The organism is Arthrobacter sp. MMS24-S77 (assembly GCF_054888235.1).
Window position 1 is genome coordinate 1027822 of sequence record NZ_JBTZRN010000001.1, and the last position, 14550, is coordinate 1042371.

A 14550-nucleotide genomic window follows, 5' to 3' on the forward strand; every position below is an offset into this window, starting at 1 on the left:
GGCCAGCTAGAAAGACTGTGTCGGTGCCGCACCAAGGTGCGGCACCGACACTGCCATGTCTAGCCTACGTGCACCCAAGGCCTGCGCGTGATGTCCGGTTCTGCCTCCCGGAGCACTTCGCGCGTTACCGGGGCAATCTCGCCCTCGCCGAAGAATAGGAATTTGCTCAGGTTGGCGATCGGATTGCCTTCGGTCCAGCGGAAATAGATGTGCGGCATGAGCCCCGTGACGTCGCGGATGTGGAGCAGCACTGCGGCCAGCGTGTTGGGCACGTTGTTGCTGTGGATCTCCAGGATCTTGAAACCGTGCCGGCGCTTGCCTTCGACCAGGAGTTCCTGCTCAAAGTCGGAGCTGTCGTCCACGATGATTTCGATGAAGATCGCGTGGCTGTCTTCCGGCAGGTGGTTGGCCTGCTGGGCATGCTGCAGCTTCAACTGGTACCGGTCGGCGCTCAGCCTCTTGGGCTCGTGCGCGATGATCCGGATGGGACCTTCCTCGTTGGCGGCCGTGAATTCGAGCGCCGTCTGGTCCATCTTGATGTGCGTGGCGCGCAGTTCGAAGGAACGGCGTACCCGCGACGCGAAGCTCACCAGGACAATGCCAAGGATGAACAGCGCCGCGATCCTGATGCCGTCCGGTCGCTCCACCACATTGGCCACCGTGGTGTAGGCGAAGACCACGGCCACCGCGCCGAACGCGACGGTCTTGCCCTTTTGCTTCTTCCTGCGGGCGGACAGGGTGACAGCGATCGAGGCCGAGGTCATCAGGACCAGCACGCCAGTGGCATAAGCGCCGCCCTGGGCTTCGACGTTGGCTTCGAAGACCAGCGTGATGATGAAGGCAACCGCGGTGAACACCAGGACCAGAGGGCGGACGGCCTTGGTCCAGGCCGGGGCCATGCCGAAGCGTGGCAGGTAGCGGGGCACCAGGTTCAGCAGGCCGGCCATGGCGGAAGCGCCGGCAAACCACAGGATGGCGATAGTGCTGATGTCGTAGACCGTGCCGAAGCCGTCGCCAAGGTATTCGTGGGCCAGGAAAGCGAGGGCACGCCCGTTGGCCTTCCCGTCGGGCTGGAATTCAGCGGCCGGGATCAGGAACGTCGTGATGAAGCTCGAGGCCACCAGGAAGGCACTCATGATGAGCGCCGCCGTCGTGAGCAGTTTGTGGGTGCCGCGGATGCGGCCGGCGGGATTTTCTTCCGTGTCGCTCGGGCTGCCCTTGATCTGCGGCATGACCGCGACGCCGGTCTCGAAGCCTGAGAGGCCCAGCGCGAGTTTCGGGAAGACAAGGAGGGCGATTCCCACCATGATCAACGGGTTTCCGTGTTGCTGGTTCAAGGCGGCCCACCAGTCGGTCACCACATGCGCCTCGGCCACCACGTGCGTCAGGCCGACAACGACGACGACGGCGTTCAGCACCAGATAGACGCCCACCAGCACGACCGCGACGTTGATGGCTTCCTTGAATCCGCGCAGGAACACCACGCCAAGGCCCGCGATGAGCGCCAAGGTGATGGCGATTTCCTGTCCGTGGAGCCACTCCGGCGCGAACGGGTTTTCGATGGCGTGCGCGCTCGCGTCCGCGGCGGAGAGGGTCATGGTGATCATGAAGTCCGTGGCTGCGAAGCCCAGCAGGGCCAGCACGAAGAGTTTGCCGCCCCAGCGGGGAGGAGGCGCTCGAGCATCGCGATGGAGCCTTCGCCGCGCGGGCTCTCGGAGGCGACCCTGCGGTAGACCGGCAAAGCGCCAAGGAGGGTGACGGCCACCAGGACGATCGTCGCCAGCGGTGAGACGATGCCGGCCGCAAGTGCCGCGATTGCCGGTTGGTAGCCGAGGGTGGAGAAGTAGTCGACGCCGGTGAGGCACATGACCTTCCACCAGGACTGTGGCGTGTGGTCCTCGTCCGGTTTTCCGTGCGGACCTTGCCGCTTTCCCGATGTTTCGGGCATGCCGTCGAGCAACCATCGCTTGAATTGCCCTGTGGGTTTGCGCCGGTCGGTGGGGTCGGCGGGCGGCCTGGTCAGCGTTGTCACGTGGTCCTTTCGCGCAGCCTGGAAGCTGCTCCAGATGGAGCGTACGGGCGGCTTGGAGGCGAGGATGGCGGTTTTTATGGAATCTTTACGCCTCCTGTGATGGGAGTCACCATCATGAAGATCACCCTTCTGTAAACAGATGATGCATATAAGACAACTTTGAGTGTATGATTGGTATCACAGTCAGTAACCCGATCTCAGCTATTCACTAAAGGAGTGGCGCATTTTGGAAGAGCTTCGTATTGAGGCCAACGGCAACCTTGGTCCCATTGATTCGGCCCGAATCCCGCGCTACGCCGGTGCTGCCACCTATGCCCGCCTGCCCCGGTTGGACCAAGTGTCCAAGGCCGATGTCACCGTTGTCGGCGTCCCCTTCGACTCGGGTGTTTCCTACCGCCCGGGCGCCCGTTTCGGTGCCAATCATGTGCGTGAAGCCAGCCGCCTGCTGCGCCCGTACAACCCGGCGTGGGACGTCAGCCCCTTTGAGAACATCCAGGTTGCCGACGCCGGCGACATGGCCGCGAACCCCTTCAACATCAACGAGGCCATCGAGACCATCCAGCAGAACGCGCTGGACCTGACCGCCAACGGAAGCAAGCTCGTGACGCTCGGTGGCGACCACACCATCGCTTTGCCGCTGCTCCGCGCCGCCGCCGAACGCGCCGGCGAGCCCGTTGCCATGCTGCACTTCGACGCCCACCTGGACACCTGGGACACCTACTTCGGCGCCGAATACACGCACGGCACCCCGTTCCGCCGCGCTGTCGAAGAAGGCATCCTCGATACCGAGGCCATCAGCCACGTCGGTACCCGCGGCCCGCTTTACGGCAAGAAGGACCTCGACGACGACCACCGCTTCGGCTTCGGCATCGTCACCTCGGCAGACGTCTATTACCAGGGCGTCCTGGAAACCGTGGCCAAGATCCGCGACCGCATCGGAAACCGCCCGCTGTACATTTCCGTGGACATCGACGTCCTGGATCCGGCCCACGCGCCGGGCACGGGTACTCCGGAGGCCGGTGGCATCACCAGCCGCGAGCTCCTCGAAATCATCCGCGGTTTCCGTGGCATGAACCTCGTGGGCGCGGACATCGTCGAGGTTGCTCCGGCATATGACCACGCTGAGATCACGGGTGTCGCGGCCAGCCATGTTGCCTACGAACTCGTCACCCTCATGGCGGACAACGCCGTCGAAGGCAACCGCCACGGTGCCCCGAACGGCTATGCCGCCCAGGCGCTTGGCCAGGAATCCCGGCGCCCGGCCGGTTTCGCCGCGGCGGTCACGAAGTGACGGACCAGCGCAACGGCGGGGACCTCGTCGTCGAGACCCTTGAGGCGCTCGGTGCGAAGACGGTCTTCGGCATCCCAGGCCAGCATGCCCTGGGCCTGTTCGACGCCATGGGCCGCGGCAAGCTGCATTTCGTGTCGTCTCGTGTGGAGAACAACTCCGCTTTCGCTGCGGACGGATATTCCCGTGCCACGGGCGAAGTGGGCGTGCTGTTCCTGTCCACCGGGCCGGGCGCGCTGACGTCCCTGGCCGGGCTCCAGGAAGCATACGCGACTGGCGTGCCCATGGTTGTGGTGGCTAGCCAGATCCCCCTGGAGGGCCTGGGTGCGCGCCGCAAGGGCATGCTCCACCAGCTCGATGACCAGAAGGCCTCGGCTGCGAACGTCACCAAGAGCCAGCGCCTCATCCAGCATGCCTCCGGGATTCCCTCGGCCATCCAGGACGCCTGGACCGAGGCCATCTCCTCCCCGCAAGGCCCGGTGTGGATCGAGATTCCGCAGAACGTGCTTCTGGACCCCATCATGGTCCCGCCGGTGGAGGACGCCCTCGCCGAAGCAGCCGACAACCCGCCGCGGGTGGAGCTGATCCGGGAAGCCGTGAAATGGCTCTCGACGGCGGAGCGTCCAGCGATCATTGCCGGCGGCGGTACGCGCCGGGGCAGGGCGGAGAAGTCGCTCCTGTCGATCGCCGAAAAACTTCGGGCGCCGGTCATCTGCACGCCGGGCGGCAACGGAGCGTTCCCTTGGAGCCATGAACTGTCCCTGCAGTCCTGGATCGAAGACCGCCACATGACGGACGTCCTCGAGGACGCCGACGTGCTGATCGTCATCGGTTCCTCCCTAGGCGAGGTGACGTCCAACTACTTCACCTTCGAGCCTCGCGGGCGCATCATCCAGATCGACGCCGAACCCCGGGTCCTGGAGTCCAACCGTCCCGGTTTGGGTATTCGCGCCGACGCAGGCCAGGCCCTCGCGGCCCTCGATTCTGCTTTGGATGAGGCACTGTCGGCGACGGTGGCGGCACCGGACTGGCACGGCGCCTCGCCCGAGGACCTAGTCAAGGAGTCCCTGGCCAAAGTCAAGGCTCGCCTTGAATCGCAGGATCTCGGCAAGGAACTGAAGTTCATGGCCGATATCCGCGAGGCCGTTCCGGCTGACATGCAGACCTTCTGGGACATGACGATCTCCGCGTACTGGGGATGGAGCTGCTGGGATGCCCGCGAAGGCCAGTTCCACTCGGCCCAAGGCGCCGGCGGCCTCGGCTACGGTTTCCCGGCAGCCATCGGCGGCGCAGTGGGCCTGGAAACCGTCGGCAAACCTGGCCGCGTGCTGGCGGTCTCCGGTGACGGTTCTTCGATGTACTCGATCTCGGAGCTGGCCACCGCCAAGCAGCACAACATCCCGGTGACCTGGCTGATCGTGGACGACGGCGGTTACGGCATCCTGCGCGAATACATGGTGGGCGCCTTCGGCAAGGCCACGGCCACCGAGCTGTCCCGGCCGGACTTCGTGAAGCTCGCCGAGGCCTTCGGTGTCCCGGCCCGCCGCGTGGCCCCCGAGGAAGTCGGGGACGCGCTCAGGGAAGGCTTCGCAGCGGACGGCCCCAACGTCGTCGTGGTTGAAACCCTCCTGAAGATGTTCGGCCCCACCCACTTGGGCGACTGACACACCAATCACTCCAAACCCCAGCGCGAGCTGGCAGATAATGACCCCTTCTTCGAAGATTGAGGGCATCATCTGCCAGCTCGCGCTCGGCGTTTAACGCATCTCACACATCATTAGTTTCCCAAAGCAATCAAATCGGCGTATAGTTGCTTTAGGCAAACAAAAGTGAGGTGTCTTCCATGGCTGTCGCATCCAGCACGGCAACCGAGCTCGTCCACCAGATCTTCGATCTGCAGCGGGTCTTGCGTTGCATCGTGACCGCAAATATCGCGAAGGATGCCGACGTCGGGTTCGCCCTGCAGGGTGTCATGCGCTTCATCGGCGAGGGGGAGTCCCGGGCCACGAAGCTCGCCTCGCGCCTCGGCGTCAGCCCACCGGTCCTCAGCCGGCACATCGCCGAGTTAGAAGAACTCGGCCTAGTGGTCCGGCGACCCGATCCCGCGGACGGCCGGGCCCAACTGGTGGCGTTGTCCGAAACCGGCATTCAAAAGGTCCGGGACTTCGAAGAACAGCGCAGCCTCAACTTGCGGGCCTACCTCGCGGAGTGGAGCGAGGAAGACGCCCTGGAAGCTGGTCAAGTCCTCGAGAAATTGACCGCGTCACTCAACCACTCAGTCCGGGCAACGGCGGCCGGCTCCCACCACTCGAACCACAAAGCTTAGGAGCAGCAGCAATGGCAACCCGAATACAAGAACGTTCGACGGCGGTGCCGGCATCATCCGCGCCCATGACGCACCGCCAAATCATGGAAGCCCTGACCGGCCTCCTCGCGGCATTCTTCACCGCTATCCTGAGCAGCACCATCGTGGCCAACGCCCTGCCCACCATCATGTCCGATCTCCATGGCACGCAAACGGACTTCGCGTGGGTCATCACGGCCGCGCTGTTGGCCAACGCCGCCACCACCCCCATCTGGGGCAAGCTCGCCGACCTGTTCGACAAGAAGCTCCTGGTCCAGCTAAGCATCGTGATCTTCGTAGCCGGCTCGGTCATGGCCGGCTTCTCCCAAAGCATTCCCTTCCTGCTGACCGCCCGCGTCATCCAGGGCATCGCCCTGGGCGGCCTCACCGCCTTGGCCCAGGCCATCATCGGCACCATGATTCCGCCGCGGGACCGTGGCAAGTACTCGGGCTACATGGGCGCCGTCATGGCGGTCGGTACCGCAGGTGGCCCGCTGCTCGGCGGCTTCATCGTTGACAGCCCGCTCGGCTGGCGCTGGACGTTCTTCGTCTGCGTGCCGCTCGCCGTCGTCGCGCTCATCCTGCTCCAGGTGACCCTCAAGATCCAGCACATCAAGCGCCCTGCCAAGATCGACTGGCTCGGCTCCATCCTGCTGACCTCGGGCGTGAGCCTGCTCCTCATCTGGGTTTCCTTCGCCGGCAACCCGGACTACTACGACTGGATCTCCTGGCAGTCCGCCCTCATGGTGGGCGGCGGCGTGGCTCTGCTGGCCCTGTTGGTGCTGGTCGAATCCAAGGTGGCCCAGCCCATCATCCCGTTGAAGATCATCTCCGAGCGCACCACCGCTTTGGCCATCCTGGCTTCCGTGGCCGTCGGTATCGCGATGTTCAGCTCGTCGACGTTCCTGGGCCAATACTTCCAGGTAGCCCGCGGGGCCACGCCAACCGAGGCCGGCTTGCTGACGCTCCCGATGATTGCCGGCAACCTCTTGGGCTCGGTGGCGTCTGGCCAGCTGATCAGCCGCTACGGCAAGTGGAAGCGGTTCCTGTTGGCAGGCACCGTGCTGCTGGCCGGCGGCCTCGCCTTCACCGGCACCATCGACCACACCACTGAGCTGTGGATTACCTGCTGCTACACCGCCATCTTCGGCCTGGGCCTCGGCCTGCTGATGCAGAACCTGGTCCTCGCCGTCCAGAACACGGTCCGTGCCCAGGACATCGGTACAGCCAGCGCGTCCGTGGCATTCTTCCGCTCCGTGGGCGGCGCGATCGGCGTCTCGGTGCTCGGTGCCATCATGGCCACGCACGTCAAGGACCTTGCCACCCAAGGCCTCGCCGCAGCCCACATCCCGGTGAGCGGCGGATCCAGCGGTGGAAGCATGGATCTTGCTGACATGCCTGCCCCGCTCCGGGACATCATGCGGGCCGCGTATGGCGATGCAACCGCCCAGATCTTCCTTATCTCAGCGGCCATTGCCGTGGTCGCTTTCCTCGCGGTCCTGTTCATCAAGGAGGTTCCGCTGCGGAAGACGGTGGACGCAACGCCTGAGAAGGAACTGCTGGCAAACGCTTCCGGCGAGGCCGCGATGACACTGGACACCTCGGCGCTGCCCGTTATCGAATCCACCGAGCTTCCCCAAGCAGCCGACGACGGCGGCACCCCCTTGGGTGCCAGCCGCGCCCGTGCGGCAGCCGAGAAAGAGCACGATGATCTGGACCTTGAGTTCGCACGGATCCTGACCCAGGAACGGCCGGATCCCGCCGCAGGCCTGCGCGAGGTCCAGGACCAGCTTGCCCGGACCCAGCGGCTGTTGGCTGAGCAACAGCTTCAGCTGAGCCAGGCACAGCGCGAACTCCAGGCGCGCGCGCAAGAACAGCACGCCACCGCCGTCGAGCAGTCGCGGACCGCTGAGGAGTTGGCCGCGCTGCGCAAGGAACTCAAGCGTGAGCGTCGCCGCCAGGAACGGGCAGCCCTGCTGCTCATCGCGGGGGAAGCTTCGAGGGCAGGGGAAACCGGGCGGCACGCCGGCTAGGGCGCGCTCCAAGAGCCGCTGCGGCGGGCTTGGAAGCGCGGCAGCGGCCAAGATACGCCTCAAGGATGATATTTAGCTATCAATATTTCGCTGAGGCAACGGATTTCGTAGAGTTGAGGGACTAATACTGTCAGCGCCTGCTGCTATCTGTGTATTAACTCATTCGCGCACTCTCTCATTAAGGATCCGTGGGCATGCTTGTCACCCTGATACGGCGCTACTCCAAGCCGTATTTGCCGCAGATACTGGCCGTCATCATCTTCCAGTTGGCGTCCACCATCGCAACCCTCTACCTTCCTAGCCTCAACGCCAAGATCATCGATGAAGGGGTTTCCCGGGGAGATACCAACTACATTTGGCAGACCGGTGCCTTGATGCTCGCTGTCGCGCTTGGCCAGGTTGTTGCGGCCATCGCGGGCGTCTATTTCGGTTCCCGCGTGGCCATGGCCATGGGCCGCGACTTGCGCAGGGACGTCTTCCGCAAGGTCAGCAGTTTCTCGGCCAAGGACGTCAACAGCTTCGGCGCACCCACCTTGATCACCCGCGGCACCAACGATGTCCAGCAAGTCCAGATGCTCATGCTGATGGGCCTGAACTTCATGGTGTCCACGCCCATCATGTGCGTGGGCGGCATCATCATGGCCCTGCGCGAGGACCTCAGCCTCTCCTGGCTTGTCTGGGTCTCGGTGCCCGTCCTCGTGGCCGTGGTTGGTTACCTGGTGGTCAGGCTCATGCCGCTCTTCCGCTCCATGCAGAAGAAGATCGACGCCATCAACGGCGTGCTGCGCGAACAGATCATCGGTATCCGCGTGGTGCGGGCCTTCGTTCGTGAACCGTACGAGGCCAAGCGCTTCGGCGACGCCAACAAAGATCTCACCTTGGTGTCGGTCAAGATCGGCAACCTGTTTGTCTTGATGTTCCCCGCCATCGGAATGATCCTGCACCTTTCCACGGCAGCAGTGCTGTGGTTCGGTGGCCAACGGGTGGATGCCGGCAACATGCAGGTGGGCTCGTTGACGGCATTCCTGCAATACCTCCTGCAGATCCTGATGGCCGTCATGATGGGTACCTTCATGGCCATGATGATCCCGCGCGCCTCCGTCTGTGCGGACCGCATCGGCGAGGTCCTCGACGTCGAACCTTCCATCCACGATCCGGAGGCGCCCGTAGCGCCCGCGGAAAAGAAGGGGCGCGTCGAATTCCGCGATGTCACCTTCAAATACCCCGGCGCTGAAGCTCCCGTGTTGAGCAACATTTCCTTCACCGCGGAGCCGGGCCAGACCCTCGCCATCATCGGGTCCACTGGCGCAGGGAAGACCACCTTGGTGTCGCTGCTGCCACGCCTGTACGACGTCGCGTCCGGCGATGTATTGCTCGACGGCGTTCCGGTCACCAGCCTTGACCGCGATGAGATCACCAGTCGGGTGGCCACGGTACCGCAGAAGCCGTACTTGTTCTCCGGAACCATCGAGCATAACCTGCGCTTCGGCAAGACCGACGCTACGGACCAGGAACTCTGGGATGCGCTGGAAACCGCGCAGGCCAAGGATTTCGTCATGGAAAAGTCCTCCGGCCTCAACCGTCGTGTGGCCCAGGGCGGCACCAACGTCTCCGGCGGCCAGAGGCAGCGCCTCTGCATCGCCCGGGCCTTGGTGACACAGCCCAAGGTCTACCTCTTTGACGATTCCTTCTCGGCCTTGGATGTGGCCACGGACGCCCGCCTTCGCAGGGCGCTGAAGGAGAAGACGCAGGATGCCACGGTCATCATCGTGGCCCAGCGCGTCTCCACCATTGCGGACGCGGACCAAATCCTGGTGCTGGACAACGGCAGAATTGTTGACCGGGGCACCCACGATGAACTACTGGAAACGTCACCCACGTACCAGGAGATCGTCGAATCCCAGCTGAGCGCGGAGGAAGTGGCATGAGCGAACAGAACCAGCAAAAGCGTGGCTGGGCCGCGAAGGCCGCAGCAGCCAAGGCAGCGCGCGAAACTGCGGAAGCGAAGGATGCAGACGCAGCCGGTGCCGTTACAGCCGTGGACGATGACGACGTCGAAGAGGCCGAATACACTCCAGGCGAAGCCGACGGCGGGATGTTCGGCAACCTGCCGGCCAAGAAGGCCAAGGCCTTCGGACCGTCGGCGAAGCGACTCCTGGGGCTGCTCAAGCCCGAGGCCGCCGGAGTTGTCTTCGTTATCGGCCTCGTGGTGGTCTCCGTTGTCCTGAACGTCATCGCCCCCAAGATCCTTGGCAGCGCCATGGACGTCATCTTCGGCGGTGTCATGGGCAAGCAATTGCCCCCCGGCGTGAGCCAGGCGGCCTTCGCCGAAGGGCTCCGCCAAGCCGGCCAGAACAACTTCGCGGACATGGTCTCCAAGATGGAGCTCACCAACGGAATCAACTTCTCGAAGCTGACGTTCCTGATCTCGATCGTGCTGTTGATGTACTTCGTGGCCAACATCTTCCTGTGGGCCCAGGGCTACATCCTGAACAAGATCGTCATGAAGGTCATCAACCGCCTCCGCAATGACGTCCAGGCCAAGCTCAACCGTTTGCCCCTGAACTACTTCGACACCCGCCAGCGCGGCGACATCCTGTCCCGCGTGACCAACGACGTCGACAACGTCCAGCAAGGGCTCCAGCAGGCGTTCGCGCAACTGGTCAGCTCGGTGCTGACGGTCTTCGGCATCACCATCATGATGTTCATCGTGTCGTGGCAGCTCGCCCTGATCGCGCTGGTTGCCTTGCCGCTCTCCGGTGTCCTTGCCGGCGTGATCGGCTCGCGCAGCCAGAAGCTCTTCGCGGCCCAGTGGAAGAACACCGGCTCGCTCAACGGCCAGATCGAGGAATCGTTCTCCGGCCACGAGCTCGTCAAGGTCTTCGGGCGTGACGCGGACATGCTGGAGCGTTTCGACGAACGCAACGAAGCCCTCTACAAGGCCTCCTTCGGGGCGCAGTTTGTTTCCGGCATCATCTTCCCGGCCATGAACTTCGTCTCGTACCTCAGCTATGTGGGCATCGCCGTCGTCGGCGGCTTGCGTGTGGCCTCCGGCTCTATGAGCCTTGGCGATGCCACGGCCTTCATCCAGTACTCGCGTGAATTCACCCAGCCCCTCGGCCAGATCGCAGGCATGGCCAACATGCTCCAGTCCGGTGTCGCGTCGGCTGAACGTGTTTTCGAGTTCCTGGACGCCGATGAGGAAATGCCGGAGAACGCGGCCCGCCACCTGCCCCCGCGCACGGACGGCCACGTCGAATTCGAGAACGTGTCCTTCAGCTACGTTGCCGACAAGCCGCTGATCGAGGACCTGTCCCTCAGCGCCGAGCCGGGACACACCGTCGCGATCGTTGGGCCCACGGGCGCGGGCAAGACCACCCTGGTCAACCTCGTCATGCGGTTCTATGAGCTCAACTCGGGCCGTATCACCCTCGACGGGGTGGACATCAAGGAGCTGAGCCGTTCCGAGCTTCGCTCCAAGGTGGGAATGGTGCTCCAGGATGCTTGGCTGTTCGGCGGCACCATCTACGACAACATCAAGTACGGCAACCTCGACGCCACTGAGGAGCAGATCATGGAGGCGGCCAAGGCCACCTACGTTGACCGCTTCGTGCGTGCCCTGCCGGACGGCTACCAGACCATCATCGACGAGGAAGGCAACAACGTCAGCGCGGGCGAGAAACAGCTCATCACCATCGCCCGGGCCTTCGTTTCCGATCCCTCGCTGCTGATCCTGGACGAGGCCACGAGCTCTGTTGACACTCGTACCGAGTTGCTGCTGCAGAAGGCCATGGCTGCCCTCCGCACGGATCGAACCAGCTTCGTCATCGCCCACCGTCTGTCAACCATCCGCGACGCCGACACCATCCTGGTCATGGAAAACGGCAGCATCGTGGAGCAGGGCAACCACAACGAACTGCTCGCGCTGCAGGGTGCGTACTACCGCCTGTACATGTCGCAGTTTGCCGGTGAGGATGCCGAGGAAGTCGCCGTGGATGATTCGACGGCGGTGCACAGCTGAGCGCGGATACCGGAGTAGTGGCAGGGGCGGATTCGGACGAAACATCGGGGCTGAGCGCCATGGAAAACCCGGACGCTGCGCCCGCAACGGACACAACCCCCGGCCAGCGCATCAAGGTCCTCGTGCCGATGCGTTGGGGCGACATGGACGCCTACGGGCACATCAATAACGTCCAGATCGTCCGCATGCTGGAGGAAGCCCGTATCGCGGCCTTCGGTCCGCCCCGCGGTGCCGGTTTGCCCGGCGTGGAGCCACCTGTCTCTATTTTCAATGATGTTGAAGACGGGGTCATGACCCTTGTGGTGGAACACAAGGTCCGGTACGTCCGCACTTTGGAATACCGGAACGTACCGGCAGTTGTTGAGATCTGGGTGGGTGCCGTGAAGGGTGCCAGCTTTGACCTCCACTACGTCATCAAGGATCCCGTGACCGGCGAGGACTGCGTCAAAGCCAGCACGCACCTTGCTTTTGTGGATGAGTCCACCGGCCGGGTCCGTAGGCTCACTCCGGAGCAAAAGCAGCAGTTGGAACCCTACCGGGCCTAGCCCCTGTCTGCTGAAGATCGTGGGTGCGGGCCGTGGACTGCGTTCCCGAACGCAGCTCGCGGGCCACACCCACGGTCTAGGCACTCACCTGGCCGTAGAGTTTCCCCATGAAACTCGAGATCGTCGCCGTCGGTGCCCAGGGTGCTGCCGTTGCCGCTGAAGAAGGCGCGGACCGGATTGAACTATGCAGCGCCTTGGAACTTGGGGGACTGACCCCGAGCCAAGGCCTCATGGACGCCGCGCAGGAAGCCGTGGCCGGAAGGCTGGAGATCCATCCGCTCATCCGGAGCCGTCCCGGTGATTTCCTGTACTCGGGTGCCGATCTAGACACCATGGACCGGGAGATCCGGTTCCTGCTCACCCAAGGAGCGCATGGGGTGGTGATCGGGGTTCTGACGGCCGCCGGCGAAATCGACATCCAAGCCACACGAAAACTTGCGGACGCGGCCTTGGAGACCAACCCCGCCGCGCAACTGACATTCCACCGGGCCATCGATCAGACGCCCGACCCCGCAGCCGCCGTCGAACAGCTCGTGGAACTCGGATTTACCAGGGTGCTCACTTCCGGGGGTGCCCCCACCGTGGGGGCCGGACTCGCGACCCTAGGCCACATGGCAGAGCGGGCCGCGGGCCGGCTTGAGGTCATGGCAGGCGGCGGACTCGCCCTGGACGATATCCCGGCCTTGCACGCCGCGGGATTGAGCGCGGTCCACCTGTCAGCCAAGTCCACGGTTTCCACTCGGAAGGGCCGGGACAATTCCCTCGAGACGGCGGATTCTTCTTCAGACCCGACGGCGTACATGGTCACCGACCGCGAAGTAGTGAGGGCGGCCCGCGCAGCTGTCGGATGAGATCCCAACTAATACGAAAGTAGGGGTGGGTCAGGCTGCAGTGACCGGTGTGAGCGTGACGTCGTAGCCGAGGCTGGTGAGTTGCTTGATGGCGTTGTTCTTGGCGCGGGTCGGGTTGATGCGGGTGAAGTGGTCGGCTCCGGGCTCGTTGTAGCACTCTCCGTTGGCGAGCATGTGCCAGGCTGCGGTGAGGATGGAATGTTCGACGGCGACGAGGGCTTTGTTGCGTCCGCTTCGGGCTGTGATGCGGTGGTATCTCGCGGCGAGGTAGGTGTTCTTGGACCGTGCGGCCGACATGGCCGCGGTGCCCAGGGCTGCCTTGAGGTATTTGTTCCCGGGCAGGATGTGCGCGGATTTGATCCGTCCGGCGGACTCGTTGGATCCGGGACTGACGCCGGCCCAGGACGCGAGCCGGGCGGGGGTTTCGAACACGGCCATGTCCGCACCGGTTTCGGCGATGATCACTTCGGCAACTTTGAGGGAGACTCCGGGGATGGTGGCCAGGGCTTCCCTGGCGTCGCGAAAGGGTTCCATCGCCTCCTCGATCCGTGCCGTGAGGGTCTCGATGACCCGGGTGTGGGTGTCGATCTGGTCCAGGTGCAGGCGGGCCATGAACGCGTGGTGGGGTTTGAACCGCCCGGTGAGCGCGTCAACGAGGGCCGGGATCTTCGAGCGCAGCACTCCCCGGGCCATGCCGGCCAGGACATCGGGGTTGCGTTCCCCGTTGATGAGGGCCTCGAGCATGTCCCGGGAGGACACCCCGGTCAGGTCCGAGACCACGGAGGAGAGCTTGATCCCGGAACTCTCCAGGAACTTCTCCAGCCGCTGGATCTCCCGGGCCCGGTCGCGGGTGGCGATCGCCCGGGCCCGGGTCAGGTCCCTGAGTTCACGGATCGGTTCCGGCGGCACGAACGAGGCCCGCAACAACCCGAAAGCGGCCAACTGCGCCAGCCAGGCCGCGTCGGAGACGTCCGTCTTGCGCCCGGGGATGTTCCGGGCGGCCTTGGCGTTGACGAGCATCACCGGCAGCGTTTCCTCCATCAGGTAGTAGAAGGGCTTCCAGTAGTCACTGGTCGCTTCCATCACCACCGTGGTCACATGTTCGCGTTCCAGGAACTCCCGCAGTTCCAGGATCTTCTGTGTAGTCGAGCCCCAGGTCGTGACCGTCGACGCATAGGTCCCGGCCCGCGGGCCCGGCACCCGCACGCAGAGTTTCGCGTCGCGTTTGGAGATATCCAACCCCGCGGCCCGCTCGTGAACAATGTCCATTCCTTCTTCCCTCCAACACCCTCAGGCGGCCATCTACTGTGTCCGTCTCGGGGAGGACAGGGAATATGTTCAGGAATCTAATACCCGTGCTTCACAGCAACAATCCACGGTTCCCGTGGAAGCCCTCCCACACCACGCTGACTCACGGACTCAAGGCACCAACTTGG

At 64.0% G+C, this 14550-nt stretch carries 9 protein-coding genes and 1 pseudogene; 8 read left to right on the plus strand and 2 right to left on the minus strand.

Going from position 1 to position 14550, the window contains the following annotated elements:
• Nucleotides 1-59: 59 nt before the first annotated feature.
• Nucleotides 60-2032, minus strand: a pseudogene (locus ACX5I4_RS04780) (APC family permease).
• 226 nt (nt 2033-2258) lie between these two features.
• Between ACX5I4_RS04780 and speB the strand changes: the two are divergent.
• From speB to ACX5I4_RS04820, 8 genes are all read left to right on the plus strand, one after another.
• The gene (gene speB / locus ACX5I4_RS04785; protein ID WP_461835654.1) at nt 2259-3323 is read left to right on the plus strand and encodes an agmatinase; all 1065 of its coding nucleotides are present in this window, start codon (nt 2259-2261) and stop codon (nt 3321-3323) included.
• Complete coding sequence (locus ACX5I4_RS04790) at nt 3320-4984, plus strand: thiamine pyrophosphate-binding protein (protein ID WP_461835655.1); 1665 nt, start codon at nt 3320-3322, stop codon at nt 4982-4984. Before speB ends, ACX5I4_RS04790 begins: the two co-directional genes overlap by 4 nt.
• A gap of 179 nt (nt 4985-5163) precedes the next feature.
• Complete coding sequence (locus ACX5I4_RS04795) at nt 5164-5646, plus strand: MarR family winged helix-turn-helix transcriptional regulator (RefSeq protein WP_461835656.1); 483 nt, start codon at nt 5164-5166, stop codon at nt 5644-5646.
• Between the two features lie 11 nt (nt 5647-5657).
• On the plus strand, nt 5658-7697 hold the full coding sequence (locus ACX5I4_RS04800; RefSeq protein ID WP_461835657.1) for an MDR family MFS transporter: 2040 nt from the start codon (nt 5658-5660) through the stop codon (nt 7695-7697).
• Between the two features lie 194 nt (nt 7698-7891).
• Nucleotides 7892-9625 carry an ABC transporter ATP-binding protein gene (locus tag ACX5I4_RS04805; RefSeq protein ID WP_461835658.1) on the plus strand — a complete coding sequence of 578 codons (1734 nt, stop codon included), beginning with the start codon at nt 7892-7894 and terminating at the stop codon, nt 9623-9625.
• Nucleotides 9622-11718: an ABC transporter ATP-binding protein gene (locus tag ACX5I4_RS04810; protein WP_461835659.1), complete on the plus strand. Its 2097-nt coding sequence runs from the start codon at nt 9622-9624 to the stop codon at nt 11716-11718. The genes ACX5I4_RS04805 and ACX5I4_RS04810 overlap by 4 nt, the downstream gene beginning before the upstream one ends.
• 128 nt (nt 11719-11846) lie before the next feature.
• Nucleotides 11847-12263 carry an acyl-CoA thioesterase gene (locus ACX5I4_RS04815; RefSeq protein WP_461838648.1) on the plus strand — a complete coding sequence of 139 codons (417 nt, stop codon included), beginning with the start codon at nt 11847-11849 and terminating at the stop codon, nt 12261-12263.
• Between the two features lie 107 nt (nt 12264-12370).
• Nucleotides 12371-13114 carry a copper homeostasis protein CutC gene (locus ACX5I4_RS04820; RefSeq protein WP_461835660.1) on the plus strand — a complete coding sequence of 248 codons (744 nt, stop codon included), beginning with the start codon at nt 12371-12373 and terminating at the stop codon, nt 13112-13114.
• A gap of 30 nt (nt 13115-13144) precedes the next feature.
• Here ACX5I4_RS04820 and ACX5I4_RS04825 read toward each other — a convergent pair whose 3' ends face one another.
• Complete coding sequence (locus ACX5I4_RS04825) at nt 13145-14383, minus strand: IS110 family RNA-guided transposase (protein WP_461835174.1); 1239 nt, start codon at nt 14381-14383, stop codon at nt 13145-13147.
• Nucleotides 14384-14550: the final 167 nt, after the last annotated feature.